The 16,837-nt window shown below is 52.7% G+C and carries 10 protein-coding genes; 8 read left to right on the top strand and 2 right to left on the bottom strand.

Annotation, left to right across the window (positions count from 1 at the left end; all coding sequences use genetic code 11):
- Positions 1-441: 441 nt before the first annotated feature.
- The 7 genes from arnB to arnF are packed head-to-tail and all read left to right on the top strand — an operon-like array spanning position 442 to position 7,820.
- Complete coding sequence (gene arnB, locus IAE30_RS01125) at positions 442-1,578, top strand: UDP-4-amino-4-deoxy-L-arabinose aminotransferase (RefSeq protein ID WP_045815348.1); 1,137 nt, start codon at positions 442-444, stop codon at positions 1,576-1,578.
- A 5-nt stretch (positions 1,579-1,583) separates the two neighbouring features.
- The gene (gene arnC / locus IAE30_RS01120; RefSeq protein WP_045815347.1) at positions 1,584-2,570 is read left to right on the top strand and encodes an undecaprenyl-phosphate 4-deoxy-4-formamido-L-arabinose transferase; all 987 of its coding nucleotides are present in this window, start codon (positions 1,584-1,586) and stop codon (positions 2,568-2,570) included.
- Positions 2,567-4,546, top strand: coding sequence for a bifunctional UDP-4-amino-4-deoxy-L-arabinose formyltransferase/UDP-glucuronic acid oxidase ArnA (gene arnA / locus IAE30_RS01115; protein WP_200537774.1), 1,980 nt, complete (start codon positions 2,567-2,569; stop codon positions 4,544-4,546). Before arnC ends, arnA begins: the two co-directional genes overlap by 4 nt.
- Entirely contained in the window at positions 4,543-5,427 is an 885-nt protein-coding gene (arnD, locus tag IAE30_RS01110) for a 4-deoxy-4-formamido-L-arabinose-phosphoundecaprenol deformylase (protein WP_200677900.1), read from the top strand. Before arnA ends, arnD begins: the two co-directional genes overlap by 4 nt.
- A gap of 31 nt (positions 5,428-5,458) precedes the next feature.
- On the top strand, positions 5,459-7,120 hold the full coding sequence (gene arnT, locus IAE30_RS01105; protein WP_200677897.1) for a lipid IV(A) 4-amino-4-deoxy-L-arabinosyltransferase: 1,662 nt from the start codon (positions 5,459-5,461) through the stop codon (positions 7,118-7,120).
- The gene (gene arnE / locus IAE30_RS01100; protein WP_200677895.1) at positions 7,117-7,449 is read left to right on the top strand and encodes a 4-amino-4-deoxy-L-arabinose-phosphoundecaprenol flippase subunit ArnE; all 333 of its coding nucleotides are present in this window, start codon (positions 7,117-7,119) and stop codon (positions 7,447-7,449) included. Before arnT ends, arnE begins: the two co-directional genes overlap by 4 nt.
- Positions 7,446-7,820, top strand: coding sequence for a 4-amino-4-deoxy-L-arabinose-phosphoundecaprenol flippase subunit ArnF (gene arnF / locus IAE30_RS01095; protein ID WP_200537780.1), 375 nt, complete (start codon positions 7,446-7,448; stop codon positions 7,818-7,820). The genes arnE and arnF overlap by 4 nt, the downstream gene beginning before the upstream one ends.
- Before the next feature lie 86 nt (positions 7,821-7,906).
- On the opposite strand, the gene IAE30_RS01090 is transcribed toward arnF, so the two are convergent.
- Together IAE30_RS01090 and IAE30_RS01085 are read right to left on the bottom strand one after the other, a co-directional pair.
- Positions 7,907-9,064: an alpha-hydroxy acid oxidase gene (locus tag IAE30_RS01090; RefSeq protein ID WP_200677893.1), complete on the bottom strand. Its 1,158-nt coding sequence runs from the start codon at positions 9,062-9,064 to the stop codon at positions 7,907-7,909.
- A 135-nt stretch (positions 9,065-9,199) separates the two neighbouring features.
- Positions 9,200-10,543, bottom strand: coding sequence for an MFS transporter (locus tag IAE30_RS01085; protein ID WP_200677891.1), 1,344 nt, complete (start codon positions 10,541-10,543; stop codon positions 9,200-9,202).
- A 575-nt stretch (positions 10,544-11,118) separates the two neighbouring features.
- Here IAE30_RS01085 and IAE30_RS01080 point away from each other — a divergent pair.
- Positions 11,119-16,668 (top strand): autotransporter outer membrane beta-barrel domain-containing protein, encoded by a 5,550-nt coding sequence (locus IAE30_RS01080; RefSeq protein WP_200677889.1) that lies wholly within the window; start codon positions 11,119-11,121, stop codon positions 16,666-16,668.
- Positions 16,669-16,837 lie beyond the last annotated feature (169 nt).

Raw genomic sequence — 16,837 nt, 5'->3', positions numbered from 1 at the left:
CTTTGCTAACAGACTGTTTCATTGTCATTTTTTCTTCATCTTAACGCTTCAATTTTTGCCGCTCAAAAAACCAGCAAACGATGTGTTTCAGGTATTTGGTCATCTTGATGAAACTTTGGTGACGCCTAAATAGCGAGACAAAACGGTTGAGCGCACATCTTCTACCAATCCTCAACATCTAAGAGAAAATGCCGCTTGTGCGTCACCCATTTAATGTTCAGTTAAGTTTTCATCCGTATTTTGTTCTGCAGGCAATAAGACAGGTGTGCTTAAGTTTTTTTGCTGTTGGTTAAAAAATTAACACTTAGTGCTATCTAAACTTTTCCTCGTAATCTAAGTTTAAACAGCAAGTTACTGAATATTGTTATGGATCTGAATCACTGCACACTGCAAGTGGCCCTATTGCAGGCAATTTTAGGTGTCAAACGTTAAGGTAAACTTATGACTTTTCTTCCATTCTCGCGCCCCGCTTTGGGCGAGGAAGAGTTAGCGGCAGTAAAAGAGGTTTTTGAATCAGGTTGGATCACCACCGGCCCGAAAAATGCGGCGTTGGAACAAGCCTTTTGCCAGTTAACCGGCAATCAACATGCGATTGCTGTCAGTTCCGCCACGGCAGGCATGCACGTCACCCTCCTCGCGTTAAACATCCAGCCTGGTGATGAGGTGATTACACCTTCACTGACGTGGGTATCCACCATCAACATCATTACGCTGCTGGGTGCAACGCCAGTGATGATTGATGTTGATCGCGATACGCTGATGGTCACGCCTGAGCAAATTGAAGCGGCCATCACGCCAAAGACGCGTGCCATCATTCCGGTGCATTACGCCGGTGCTCCTGCGGACATTGATGCCATTCGCTCCATTGCTGAACGCCATGGCATCGCAGTGATCGAAGATGCGGCGCACTCTGCAGGTTGTTATTACAAAGGTCAGCATGTCGGTAATAAGGGCACGGCTATTTTTTCTTTCCATGCCATTAAAAACATGACCTGCGCGGAAGGTGGCTTGATTGTTACCGATGATGCTGAGTTGGCCGATCGCATGCGCAGCCTGAAATTCCACGGCCTGGGTGTTGATGCTTATGACCGTCACACGCATGGCCGTAAACCGCAGGCTGAAGTGATTATGCCTGGGTTCAAATACAATTTACCTGACATTAGCGCTGCCATTGCTCTGGTTCAGTTGAACAAACTGCCCGCCATCAATGCTCGCCGTGCAGAGATTGCCCAACGCTATTTAAAAGAACTGGCTGATACGCCATTCCTGCCATTGTCCCAACCCACCTGGGCGCATCAACACGCCTGGCATTTGTTCATCATTCGCGTTGATGAAGCGCAGTGTGGACTCAGCCGCGATGCTTTAATGGAAACGCTGAAGGCTCATGACATCGGCACCGGTTTGCATTTCCGCGCGGCACATACCCACAAATATTATCGCGAACGCTACCCACAGCTTTCCTTGCCAAACACGGAATGGAATAGCGACCGCATTTGTTCAATACCGCTGTTCCCAGATATGAGCGATGACGACGTTAGCCGCGTGATCGGTGCATTACGTCATATCGCTGGAGTTTGATTGACATGCTCGAAGAAAAAATCATTCGTAAAGTCTCCGTGGTGATCCCGGTTTACAACGAAGAGGAAAGCCTGCCAGAGTTGGTGCGTCGCACCGATGCAGCATGTGCTGTGCTGAATCTTGACTATGAGATTTTGCTGGTGGATGACGGCAGCAGCGATCGCTCAGGTGAGATGATCGCCGATGCCGCTGACATGCCCGGAAGCCATGTGGTCGGCGTATTGCTGAACCGCAACTATGGACAGCACTCGGCAATCATGGCGGGTTTTAGCCATGTATCAGGCGATCTAATTATCACACTGGATGCGGATTTGCAGAATCCACCCGAAGAGATCCCCAATCTGGTGCAAGCCGCTCAGCAGGGTTATGACGTGGTCGGTACCGTGCGTCAAAATCGTCAGGACAGTTGGTTCCGCCGCCGTGCTTCACGCACCATTAACCAGCTGATTCAACGCGTCACCGGGAAAGCGATGGGTGACTATGGCTGTATGTTACGTGCTTATCGCCGTCACATTGTTGATGCCATGCTCAACTGTCACGAGCGCAGCACCTTTATTCCTATCCTGGCCAACACCTTTGCGCGCCGCACGATTGAACTGCCTGTGGCCCATGCCGAGCGCGAATTTGGTGATTCGAAATACAGCTTTATGAAGCTGATCAATCTGATGTACGACCTGGTGACTTGCCTGACCACTACGCCACTGCGCCTGCTGAGTATTGTCGGCAGTCTGATTGCGTTGGCCGGTTTTGCCTTCTCACTGGTGCTGATTGTATTGCGCCTGTTCCTCGGTGCCGACTGGGCCGGAGACGGGGTGTTCATGCTGTTTGCGGTGCTGTTTATTTTTGTCGGCGCGCAGTTTATCGGTATGGGCCTGCTCGGCGAATACATCGGCCGAATTTACAACGACGTACGCGCTCGTCCGCGCTACTTCATTCAACGTGTTATTAACTCGCAGAAAGATGTCTCCTCTGTACAGGAAATTGAGCAATGAAAACTATCGTCTTCGCCTATCACGATATGGGCTGTGCAGGTATTACTGCGCTGTTAAATGCGGGTTTCGAAATCAGCGCGATCTTCACCCATGCTGATTCTGCTAATGAGAACCACTTCTTTGGTTCTGTCGCCCGTTTGGCGGCTGAGCAGGGTATCCCGGTGTATGCGCCGGAAGATGCCAACCATCCGCTGTGGGTCGACCGCATTAAATCCATGGCACCGGATTACATTTTCTCCTTCTACTATCGTAATCTGCTCAATGACAGCATCCTCAGCAGCGCGCGTCTGGGCGCCTTCAACCTGCACGGTTCACTGTTGCCTAAATATCGCGGACGCGCGCCACTCAACTGGGCGTTAGTGAATGGCGAGACTGAAACCGGAGTGACCCTGCATCGCATGGTGAAACGCGCAGATGCGGGCGATATCGTGGCACAGCAGCGTGTCGCGATTGAGGAGCAAGACAACGCGTTAACTCTGCATCGCAAACTGACGACCAGTGCATCGCAATTGCTGGAACAGGCACTGCCGGCCATGAAGCGTGGCGAGATTGTGGCGATTCCTCAGGATCACACTCAGGCGACCGTGGTCGGCCGCCGTACGCCAGAAGACGGCCGCATTCTGTGGGAGCAGTCTGCACAGTCAATCAACAACCTGGTTCGTGCGGTCACCGATCCATGGCCGGGCGCATTTGCTTTCGCGGGAACCGTGAAGTTTGTCGTGTGGAAAGGGCGCGTACATGCTGATGCGGCAAAAGCTAAGCCAGGCACAGTGATTTCCGTTGAGCCTTTCCTGATTGCTTGCGGGGAAGGTGCACTGGAAGTGGTGACCGGACAAAGTGATAATGGCGTCTATATGAACGGCAGCCAGTTGGCGCAGAGTCTGGGGATGGTGCCGGGCGCGCTGTTGTACTCTCAGCCTGTGGCGGCAGTAAAACGTCGCACACGCGTGCTGATTCTGGGAGTGAACGGGTTCATCGGTAACCACTTAACCGAACGTTTACTGCAAGATGATAACTTCGAAGTTTACGGTCTGGATATCGGGTCAGATGCTATCAGCCGTTTCCTCGATCAGCCGCGCTTCCATTTTGTTGAAGGTGATATCAGCATTCACTCAGAGTGGATCGAATATCACATCAAAAAATGTGATGTGGTGTTGCCACTGGTGGCGATTGCTACCCCGATTGAATACACCCGTAACCCGCTGCGCGTGTTTGAGCTCGATTTCGAAGAGAACCTCAAGATCATCCGTGATTGCGTAAAATACAAAAAACGCATCATTTTCCCTTCCACGTCAGAAGTGTACGGTATGTGCACCGATAAATACTTCGATGAAGATCACTCCAACCTGGTGGTGGGACCTATCAACAAACAGCGCTGGATCTATTCGGTCTCCAAACAGCTGCTGGATCGTGTGATTTGGGCTTATGGCGAAAAAGAAGGGCTGCGTTTCACGCTGTTCCGTCCATTCAACTGGATGGGCCCGCGTCTTGATAACCTCAATGCCGCGCGTATCGGCAGTTCCCGTGCGATCACGCAATTGATCCTTAATCTGGTGGAAGGTTCACCGATCAAGTTAATCGATGGTGGTGCACAGAAGCGCTGCTTCACTGACATTCGTGATGGTATTGAAGCTTTGTTCCGCATCATTGAGAACAAGAACAACAACTGTGACGGTCAGATCGTCAACATCGGTAACCCGGAAAACGAGGCGAGCATCAAAGAGTTGGCGGAACGCCTGCTGGCAAGCTTTGAACGTCATCCGCTGCGCAACCAATTCCCGCCGTTCGCCGGTTTCCGCGAAGTAGAGAGCAGCAGCTACTACGGTAAAGGTTATCAGGACGTCGAGCATCGTAAGCCGTCAATCAAAAATGCGCGTCGCTTGCTGGACTGGACGCCGACTATTGAGATGGATACCACGATCGATAACACGCTGGATTTCTTCCTGCGCACCGTTGAGCTGCAGGATAAGCCATGAAGAAAATTGGTTTGCGCGTAGATGTTGATACCTGGCGTGGAACCAAACTCGGCGTTCCGGCGCTGCTAGAGCAGTTTAGCCTGCATCAGTTGCAGGCCAGTTTCTTCTTTAGCGTTGGGCCGGATAACATGGGGCGCCACTTGTGGCGCCTGATGAAACCGCGCTTCTTATGGAAAATGCTGCGCTCGCGTGCAGCTTCCCTGTACGGCTGGGATATCTTATTGGCTGGCACCGCCTGGCCAGGACGTGAGATTGGCCGCGGTCTGGAGGAGATCATCAGCGCCACAGCCGATCATCATGAAGTCGGTCTGCACGCCTGGGATCACTTTGCCTGGCAAACCTGGGCAGGCGTGTGGCCAGAGGAGAAGTTGCTGGAACAGATTTCGCGTGGGAAAGCCGCACTGGAAGCGATTATCGGTGACGCTGTCACTTGTTCTGCTGTGGCCGGATGGCGAGCGGATGGGCGCGTTGTTGCCGCTAAGCAGACCTTCGGTTTCAGCTACAATAGTGATTGTCGTGGTACTGGACCCTTCTTGCCTCGCCTGCGTGATGGCAGCTTAGGCACGGTGCAAATCCCCGTAACATTGCCAACCTGGGATGAAGTCGTAGGACAGTCGGTCAGCGCCGCTGACTACAACGATTTCATTCTTGAGCAGATGCTCGCAGCCGAAGGGTCGCCGGTGTATACCATTCATGCTGAAGTCGAAGGCATTATTGGTTCTCGGGCATTTGGCGAGTTATTAACCCGCGCGGAGCAACAAGGCATTCATTTCTGTCCTCTGAGCGAGTTGTTGCCTGACGATCTCAGCACACTCCCGCAGGGCAATCTGGTACGTGGACATATACCCGGACGCGAAGGCTGGCTGGGCTGCCAGAGCTAAACGTTAACAGGAAACTTTATAGGAACCACGGATGCGTACAGGCACCAAAACGGCGCTGCTCCTGGCGCTTTTCGCGCTTTATTATCTTATCCCGATCGAATTCCGCGCCTTATGGCAGCCGGATGAAACCCGCTACGCTGAAATCAGCCGTGAAATGCTGGTTAATGGCAATTGGGTGGTACCGCACTTCTTTGATTTGCGTTATTTCGAAAAGCCCATCGCGGGTTATTGGGTCAACAATATCGGCCAGCTCTTGTTTGGTCATACCAACTTCGGTGTACGCGCCGGTTCGATTTTTTGCACCACACTCAGTGCAGTATTGATTTACTGGCTGGGTCATCAGATGTTTGCCAGCCGGAAAATCGCTCTGACCGGCAGCATCATTTTTCTCACTTCGCTTCTGGTGTATGGCATTGGCACTTACGCGGTGCTGGATCCTATTCTGCTGTTGTGGATGGTTGCCGCGATGTGCAGCTATTGGCTGGTGGCGCAAGCTTCTACGACGCAACAGCGTCTGTGCGGCTATGTGCTGCTGGGCGCAGCCTGCGCGATGGGTTTTATGACCAAAGGCTTCCTCGCGCTGGCGGTGCCGGTATTGGCGATAGTGCCCTGGGCTATTTGGCAAAAACGCTTCGGTGAGTTATTGCGCTGGGGACCTTTGACGATCATCGTTGCCGCACTGCTCAGTGCGCCGTGGGCGCTGGCCATTTATCGTCAGGAAGGGGATTTCTGGCATTACTTCTTCTGGGTTGAGCATATTCAGCGCTTTGCAGAGAAAGATGCACAGCACAAAGCACCCTTCTGGTATTACCTGCCGGTGTTGCTGGCGGGATGCCTGCCGTGGCTGGCGCTGCTGCCGGGCTCACTGATGGGCGCATGGCGCCAGCGCAGTCAACATGCGGGAGCCGTTTACCTGTTAAGTTGGGTGATCTTGCCACTGTTGTTCTTTAGCATCGCTAAAGGGAAACTGCCGACCTACATTCTGCCGTGCTTTGCACCTTTAGCACTGTTGATGGCGCATTACGCGCACAGTGGCTCTGCACAGTTAGTGAAGGTGTTTAAAGTTAATGGCTGGATCAACCTGCTGTTTGGCGCCATAACCACCTTAGTCCTGTTGGTGGTGATTGCACCATGGGGATTGGCGCACAAGCCCGTTTATACCCATGATGAAATACTGCCGTTAATCTGTGGCGTACTGGCCTTTGTCGGCTGGGGCATTATGGGGTGGTTCAGTCTCAAACCGGGTGCCTGCCGTTGGCAACTGGCGGCACTTTGTCCCTTAACGCTGGCGCTACTGATCGGCTTCGCGATACCGCAGAAGGTTCGTGATTCCAAACAGCCGCAGAGTTTTGTACAGGCTGTGCATCATCAACTGGCAGACAGCCGTTATTTGCTGGCTGACAATCCTGGCATTGCGGCTGCGATGGCATGGGAAACCGAGCGCAGTGATATCACTTTCTATGATGCCAAAGGCGAACTGCAATACGGTCTTAGCTATCCCGATGCGCAAACGCGCTATGTTGATGGCGCAGCTTTTGCTGATTGGCTGCGCGAACATCGTCGCCATGGCAAAGTGTCCGTGGTGATGATGCTCAACTCGGGCGAGAACGGGCCTGACCCTGCAATGCCCACGCCGGATGACGTTTATCGTCAAGGTCGACTGGTCTATTACGGTTATAACGCGACACCATGAACCTGTTGCTTATTCTTCTGGTCAGTTTGTTGAGCTGCGCCGCCCAGCTTTGTCAAAAGCAGGCGGCGTATCTGGGGATGCGCCACGGCAAGAAGCAGCTCATGCTATGGATTGCGCTGAGCCTCTTTTTGCTCGGCGTGGCAATGTTGCTATGGCTGCTGGTATTGCGTGTGGTGCCGGTCAGCGTGGCCTATCCAATGCTGAGTCTCAACTTCGTGTTGGTGGCCATCGCAGCTAAGTTGATCTGGCGTGAGACATACACCTTGCAACAATGGTTCGGAACGCTGGCGATTGTTGCCGGGGTCGCGCTGATGGGGAGCCACTTATGAAAGGGGTGATCCTCGCGCTGTGCAGCGTGCTGCTGGTGTCGCTGGCGCAATTGGTGCTGCGCGCCGCGATGCTAAATTTTCCGCCATTGACTGCGATCCTTAGCCCGCAATTCTGGCAGCATCTGCAGCCGCTGATCCTGCTCGGTCTGGGACTTAGTGCGTACGCATTATCGATGTTGTGCTGGATGCTGGCGCTGCGCCATATGCAGCTTAACCGCCTCTATCCGTTGCTGAGTCTGAGTTATGTGCTGGTGTGGCTGGCAGCTATTACATTGCCAATGTTCGGTGAAGCTTTCCGCTGGAGCAGTTTTGCCGGTGTTGTATTGATTGTGTTTGGATTGCTGTGCGTTTCGCTGCCGCGTAAACCTTAGCGGCAGAAGGTTAGATGTGACAGGCGATCGCCCTGGAACCGAAGCTGGGACCAAATCTCGTCGACGAGTTGCAGGGTGTGACGCTGTCACTTAATCAGCCGTAAATGCTTTTCACTGAGGTCACTGAGCGAGGGTGCACCCAGCATACCCAGATCGCGACTGACTTCATTGGCGATGAGATCAATGGCCCACTCAACCCCCGATGAGCCGCCTACCGCACTTGCATAGTTAAAAGGCCTGCCAACAAAGCAGGCCTTTGCCCCCAGCGCCAATGCTTTGATGACGTCGGTGCCACGCCGGATACCGCTGTCCATCATCACCGTCATATTTCCCGCAGCGGTGACAATCTCGGGCAGGACATAAATCGGCGGGATCACCGTATCCAACTGACGACCGCCGTGATTCGAGACCACAATGCCGTCGATGCCAATGGATTTACAGCGCAATGCATCATTGCGACTCAGAATTCCTTTAATCACCATCGCGCCCGTCCAGCGCTGACGAATATGTTCGATATGCTGCCAGGTGAGATGGCTGCGCCCACTGAAGTCACGCACGGCATTTTTGGAAAACAGCGGGGCGCCACGCACTGCGTTATTGTTCTCGAAATAGGGCATGCCCGAGGTCAGTAAGGTTTTCAACAGCGTGCCGTAAAGCCAGCGGGGATGGGTGACGCCTTGCCACGCCAATGCCAGACTGGGGCGGAATGGCGTGGAAAATCCGGCGCGCACGTTGTTTTCCCGGTTGGCTTTGACCGGCGTATCCACCGTCACGACCAGCACGGATATGCGCGCACGCTTGACGCGATCCACCAACGCATCAATCTCTTCCAGCGTCTTAGGCAAATAGGCCTGGAACCACATCGCCGGATTAGCCGCGGCCACGTCCTCCAACCGAATCAACGAGGAACCGCTCATAATAAAGGGCACGTTCTTGCTCGCCGCCGCCCGCGCTAAAGCAATATCCCCCTGAAAACCGGTGATGGCGGAGATGCCCATCGGCGCAATACCCACTGGTGCCGCATAGCGATGACCAAACAGATCTACCTCAGTATTACGTTGCGACACATCGACCATGTTTTCCGGTATCAGGCCGTAATGAGCATAGGATTGCTGAGTGTGATGGAGCGCGATGTTGTCCTCAACACCACCGGACACATAAGCGAACAGCGGATGGGGCAGACGCTTTTGGGCATATTTCTCGAAATCATTTAACGAGAGGCAACGTTGATGCAGTTTGCGCATGGGCTAGCGATTCAGCTGTGAGGATAAAAAAGAGAAAAGTCATGCTATTGCAAGAAGGGGAACTGGCAAATGCTTTAAATGGCATTGTATATCTTAATAAAGCATATGGGCGCACCTTCGCGCGCCCATCGTTAATCAATGTTGTTCCCAGGTGTGATATTCGCCATCACGTCGGCCTGGAGCCGTTTCAGGCAATCGCAGCAAGCCTACAACGGAAATCACCCCCAGTACCGCAACATACAGCGCCAGGCCATACCAGTGTCCATCGGTGGCCTGCAGGATTTTCACCGCAACTAAGCCAAGCACGCCACTGCCAATTAACGATCCCACCTGCCAAATCACTGCAATGCCGCTGCAGCGAATATGCGTCGGGAACAGTTCCGGGAACCAGGACGCCTGTGGGGCGTAGCACATACTGTGGCCCAGCGTCAGCGCGACAATCATCGCCATTTGCGTGAGCCAGTAGCTGTTTTGGGACAGGGCATAAAAGAAGGGCACAATGGAAATAACAATGAGCAGTGCACCCATCATGTATACCGGTTTGCGTCCGATCTTATCGGATAACGCCCCCATCAGCGGAATGGCAAAAATCTCCAGAATCACTGCCACAATCATGCTGTTCATCAGTATGCCGGCGTCGAGATTGTTAGCTTTGCCCCAGGCCAGGATAATCACCGTGAAGAGGGCAAAGGCGCAGGCTTCGATTAATTTAGCCGCCACACCATTGATGACTAATTTCGGATTACCGCGAATCACTTCTTTTAACGGACGCGATTCGGCGGCCTTGGTTTCGCGGATGGCGGCGAACACTGGCGATTCGTCGATGCGTAAACGAATAAACAACCCCACGATGACCAGCAGTGCACTCAGTAAGAAAGGTACGCGCCAGCCCCAATCCATCATTTGTTCCGCGGTCAGGGAGGCATTAAGAATGGCGAACAGTGCCAGCGGCAGCAGGAACCCAACCGGAGCACCGATTTGAACCCAGCTGGCAAAAAAACCACGACGTGACGCTTGCGAATATTCTGCGGTCATCAGGACCGCGCCAGCTTGTTCGCCGCCCACGCCAAAACCTTGCAACAGGCGAATGGCTATCAATAACACCGGTGCCCAGATGCCGATCTTTTCATAGGTTGGCAGCAGGCCAATACAAAAAGTACCGAGACCGACTATCAGGATGGTGGCCACCAGCGCTTTTTTACGTCCCACTTTGTCGCCAATATGGCCAAACACAATGCCGCCAATCGGACGAGCGAGGAAGCCAACGGCATAAGTCGCAAATGCAGCGAGGGTGCTAATTAAGGGGTCGTGGCTGGGGAAGAACAGGTGGCCAAAAAACAGCACTGCAGCCGTGCCATAGGCAAAGAAATCATAATATTCTGCGGCGGTGCCAATCGCCGAAGCACTGGCGACACGACGAATGAGTGAGGTGTGATTTCCCTGTGCCGTTTGGGTCTGAGTAAAAGTGGAAGATGCCATAGCCAAAATCCTGCAGGTTTATAATATTAGACTACCATACAAGGATGTCTGTTGGTTTATTGCGCGAACGATCACAAATTTACGATGGCGCGACATCTCCGGTTCACTTCAATTCGCTTCTTCAGAAAACAACCACCAGGCAGGCTTAAACAATATAATTTTTTCTGATTGCCTCGCTGCGCTTATTAATCTTTATGAGATGAAAATTCAAAATAGAATGGATCTACTTCATTGATGGTGACGTTTTATCTACATCTCAAATTATAAATAATTAAATGACTGTTTTTTAATAATAGCAGTAAATGTTGGATCTTAATTTAAATCTAATGCACTGATATAAAAGAAGAGGCGAGCATTAATCAAAGCCATGCTATCTGCTGATTTTAAAGGGTTAATTCTTAATTTCACTTAATCCCCTCCGTTCTCCTTAACTCCAGATAGACGTTTCCTTTACGAAATGCTGAGATAACTCTACATAATGCGTTTTCCATTCCTGCTCTCTCGCTTATTAAACAACCGTCATGCCTGGCGCTATTTTGCCGCGTGAAAATATTATTTTCTCTCTGGAGGAAAGGATGTCATTTAAATTAAAACCGCTGGTTATCAGTTTGCTGGCTGCACAAGGCATTATGATTCCTGCGATGCAAACGAATGCTGCCGTTATTCAACCTTTTGACCCTGCGAAAAATGACAACAAAGTGGGGGTATTTTGCGTGTGCAACGGCAGCACACAATCGCTAACGGGGTTGCCGCAATTTACGCCGGGTAAAAGTGGCGAATTGCAGGTATCCATTGGCGAGTTACAGGATCAAGGCCGGTTGGTGACAGACAACAACTTATTAGGTAAAGAGAGGTTGAGTCTGGGGGCGCAGGATTTCACGATCTCAGTGCCTAATGAGGATCACCGCTCTTACAGCAATTTTCAGACTTACAACACAGCCGCGTTGAGCAATCTCGCCCCGGTCGATAGCAGCACCCTGGTCACCAATTTCGAAGAGGTAAAGAATCAGCAGTACATTGATTCGCGTGTTGCCTCAGTGAGTAATGGCACTATCAACGTGCAATTAGGCACGGATGGAGCCAGCACGGTGGCAAATGGTTGGGAGATGGCGGCTAAACAGAGCCGCTTATTCACTGCCAGCAATAAAGGCAACATGAACTGGGATTCGGATAACCGTATCACATTCACCGCGACGCAGATTCCTGCCGTGTCGCGCTGGGGCCTGAATGTGGACAATCTGGTGGCATATAACGGCGCATTCAGTGTGACCAGCCTGTATGGCGACACTACCGACTTCAACGTGACGTCATTGAGCGACCTGCAAAACTACAACGACTGGCTGATTGAGCAACTGCAAAATGGCCAGATCAGTTCCTCTGACTACAATAACGAATTTAATAAAGCGGTCACGCTCAGCAGCGGGCAAGTGGTGTGGGGAGTGAATACCCCGGATGAAGATGAAGCCTTCCTGCCGATAGGTGAACGCGTGGTGCTCAGTGCTGATGGTGCTAATGCATACGCCACCATTGAGGCAGGAAAAACCCTTGAGGTGGCGAATGCCAACGGCGGAGCGATGCGCGCGGACAATGGTGCCACCGCAACCATTAACGGCAAGTTAGCCAGTACCGGTAGCGGAATCACCGATAATGATGCACTGGTATTAACCCATGGCAGCAGCGGCATCAACAACGGTGTCATTAATAGTGGTTTCTTTAATAACGCCGAGGGGAGTGGCATTGATAACAGCACGCCTGGCGTCAATGGGTTAGCTGTTAACGCCAGCGGTAGTCGCTTTATTAACAACGGCATTATCAATAGCGCGGGATCAGCCATCCAGTTAGATAACAGCGAAGGGGTGAATAACGGCACTATCAATCTTGTCGGCGACAACGGCAGTGCCACTGCGGTGACACTGAGCGGCGCTGCGAGCACCTTCACCAACAATGGCACCATCTACCTTGGTCGTACGCCGCAAAACCATCCGGGTGACGCAACGTCTGACATTATGCTGGAGAGCGCCAACGGTATCCTTCAGTTGGGTAGCAACAGCGCAGTTAACAACGGCCACATCATCATGGGTTCGGGTGTACAAAGCGGCGCGGCGATGAGCGTGACTGGCGGCGCGGATGCCGTCACGCGTAATAATGGCGTCATTGATGTCAATGGTCGCGGCACTGGGCTGGAGGTGATGGACTCTGGCAGCGGCGGTCAGGTGGGCAATGCCGGAGTGATTAACCTGAATGGCGATAACGGTACTGGCCTGTTGGTGACGGCGAATGACGGTGGTTTGGCGCACGGCTGGTCTGATGGCCCAATCAATATTGCTGGCAAAGCAAATGTCACGGAAGGAACACGTAACACCGCAGTATGGGTGAACGGTATCGATAGCGGCGTCGCTTCGGCGGAGATCAGCGGACCGATCACCTTAAACGGAGCTGGCGCGATTGGGATACGCGCGGAAGGCAATGCCACGGCGAATGTATCGCAGACGGCTTTACCCACGGGTAATAGCGGTGCCGATCAAATCACCTTTCTCGCTATGGGGCCGAACGCAAAAATCTTACTGCCCGAGAATGGCCACTACGACGTAACGGGAGATAACGCATCCATCTTTCGTGTGCAGGATGGCGCGAGCTTTGATGGCAGTGGCATGACGTTAACTTCAAACGGCAACCTTTCCACCGCCGTCCTTGGCAGTGGCGATAACACCACGGTTAGCACCGGCAATGCCATCTTTAATCTCGGCGAAAATGGCATTGGTTTGCGTATTGAGGGCGCGGCGCAGGGCACCATTGACGCTGCAACCACCGTCAATATGAATGGCATACATAGCATCGTGGCGCAGGTACAAGGCAATCGTACCGACCTCAACGGCAATATTACCAACTCAACAACGCTGCCTTTCACCAACACGCTGCTGACTAACAATGCCAATATCTATGGCTCGCAGGATCGGCAGATTGGTTTTATTGCCAGTAGTTCTGGGCAGATGATCAATAACGGCGATATCACACTGGAAGGCAGCAACACGGTGGGGATTGGCTCACTCGGCGGGAATGCCACCAACAATGGCACGGTGTCGATCACTAATGGGAGCAGCGGGCTTTACACAGAGGGTTACACCTATTCGGTTGGCGCTCGTGCGACCAACAACGGCACGATCAATGTCTCCGCTGGCAATGCCAGCGCGGAACAGCCTTCCGTGGGTGGCGTGGCTTTTGGGGACGCCGCTTACTTCTACCAAAATGGCACCATCAATTTGTACGGTGAACATGCGGTAGGCGCGCAGGCGGGCAATGGCGGTTCGGTAGTGATTGGTGAAGGCAGTCAAATTGCATTCCATGCTGCCAATCAAATTGGTTATCAGGCGCTTGAAGGCTTTAGCAGCATCAGTAACAGCACCAATCTGACGACGGATGCTGAGAACATCTCGTTTTTGAGTGCAGGCGACGGCGGCTATATCAGTAACCAGGGCACCCTCATCGTCAATGGCAACAACAGCCGCGCGGTTGCATTGACGGATGGCGGCCTGCTGATCAACAGTGGTTCGATTTCCGCGTATAAGGGCGTGGCGTTGGACGCCTCGTCAGGGGCTTCGACATATCGTCAAAGCAGCGGACAACTCTATTCCGAAGGGACCGCTGCCATTCGTGTTGGCAATGGCGGTTCGCTTAACATTATTGGTGATGGTGAAGGCGATCAGTACAACAACTACAGCAGCACGATCTGGTCCAGCGGTAACGCAGATACGGTACTGATTGACAACGGTGCAGCCGGGTTTAGTGCCGATCATGTGGTATTGAGTGGCACCCGCAATCTTATTAATAACCGCGCAGAAACCAGCAATATTGCCCTGAATTATGTGCGACTGGACGTCAATGGCGGTAATGGCATCCGCTCGGCAACTTCGTTCGGTTATGACGACCATGTTTATCTCAATGTCAGCAGTAACAGCCAGACCAACGCGCCCGGCATCGGCTATCTGTTTGCCAATGAAGATGGTTCTGTCACCCACAACGATTTAACCCTGGGTCCTAATTACTACATTTTCCTTTCGGGTGCCAATACCACCGGCGTTCAAGCCAACACCACCGGCAAAGTGATCAACGAAGGCTTCATCGGCGTGTATGACTTGAGTGGTGGCTCGGCGATTGTCACTCACACCGCCAGCGAGGTGATTAACCGTGGCAATATCGTCTCAAACAGTAAAGTCTCGCCTGTGATTGATCTGCGCGGCGGGCAAACGCTCTTTATCAACCAAGGGCAAATTAGCGCAACTTTTCCGGATATTGAGGTGGTGGCTGGCGGCGCGACGAATGACCGCATTGCACTGATATCGGGTAGCGTGGTGGGGGATGTGAATACGGGTGCGGGTAATGACATCGTGCAAGTGTCCGGCGGTACGCTTGATGGTAGCGTGACCATGGGGAACGGTAATAACCAGGCGCTGGTGGAGAAAGTTGATCTGGCAAATACCCGGCATATCACGACACAGAATGGCGCTGGCAGCACACTCTATTTTAATGACATCAATGCGCGTGGCGGGTCATTTAGCGCCGATGATTTGAGCAAAGGCACCAACCTTGGCGGAGGCTGGAGCACCATCAACTTCAATAACACCCAATGGACGTTGACCGAGAACCTGAAACTGGCGCACAGCACCATTAATATCGGTGAAGGTTCAACGTTGTATGCGGGCAATGGCGTCAATCCCCTGCTGAGTGGCGCAACTGATGGTTCGCTGGTGGTGAATAATGCCGGTACGCTCGACCTTACCAATGGTAATGGCGTGCCCGGCAACACGCTGACCATTGATGGCGACCTCAATTCGCCTGGTGGTCATGTGAAGCTGAACACTCAGATTGACAGCGGTACAAGTGACAGTGTGCACGTAAATGGCAACACCAGCGGCACCACTTTGCTGGATGTTAACCCGATGGCGAACCATCTGGCGGTGATTACGCCTGATAACGGCATTGCACTGGCGCAGGTGACAGGCATTGCCAGTGCGAGCAGCTTCGCGCTGGCAAAGGGTTATGTGGCAGCGGGCCCTTATCAATATGGCCTTTACAATAGTTCAAACGGGACCGGGCAGGATTTTCGTCTCGCCAGCAACTTTGTCAGTGATGCAGATGGCCATGCACTACGTCCACAACTGACGCCACAAATGCCGTCTTATATCTCTGCGCCTGTCGGACTGGCCTACTACAACATGGCGGTCATAGACGACCTGCATAAGCGGTTGGGGGAATTGCGCCAGGATCCTGATAGCAGCACGGGCAACGGTGGCGAGATGTTTATCCGTTATCTTGGTTCAAATCTCACCTACAAGACAGATCGCAGCCTGAGCCAGAACGGCTACGACTTCGACCTTGATTACAGTGCAGTGCAACTGGGCGGCAATTTGATTCATCTGCAGGGAGCCAGCGACAGTTTGCGAGCCGGCGTGGCCTACACGCGAGGTAATGTCCGGATTCGCCCCGATGCAGCGGATGGTTACAGCTCGACCAGCTTCGACAGCGATACCCTGTCGCTCTACGGCACCTGGCTGCGTGACAGTGGCTTCTATGTGGATGGGGCGCTGTCATTCGACTGGCACCGTGGTGATACTGATATTGCACGGCAAAAAGAGGTGGGCAAACTCAAGGGTAACGGCTGGGGCGCGTCACTGGAAACGGGCTACCCGTGGCAGTTGGGCAATGGAATTCGTCTGGAACCGCAGGCGCAATTAGTCTACTTGCAGCTCAACATGGATGATCTGGTGGATCGTGATAACACCCGCGTCAGCTGGGGCAATTACGATCAAACCATTGGCCGCGTGGGCGCGCGTTTGGATCGCACCTGGCAAGATACCGCTGGGCAGCAATACACGCCTTATCTGCGGACCAGCTACACACGCGGTTGGGGCGGGGCGGCCACCACGCGAGCGGGTATAAACGGCAGCGCGGATAACGTCAGTTTCGACAGCGGAAAGTTCGGTCAGATGTGGGACGTCGGCATGGGTGGCACGGCCACGCTTAAAGGGAATCTCTCATTGTATGCTGAGGCAGAGTATCGTCAGGAGCTTGACGGTAACGGTACTCAAGGCTGGCGCTATAACGCTGGTGTAAGCTGGCAATTCTGATTGCGTTTACCTTACGCCAATATTCCCTGGCGTAAGGTTTTTCTTATTTCACCGCTCTGACCTTTAAGGCATTAGCGCCACTATTATTCAATATTACCCTCCCTCCTCAGTTCAGGGTTATTTGAAACCTTCTTTTCCTCGCACCTTTAATTAAGTCACGCTTTTGATG

This window comes from Pantoea sp. S61, from assembly GCF_016625145.1.
GTDB lineage: Bacteria > Pseudomonadota > Gammaproteobacteria > Enterobacterales > Enterobacteriaceae > Pantoea > Pantoea rwandensis_B.
This window is presented reverse-complemented; position numbering and strand designations above follow the sequence as displayed.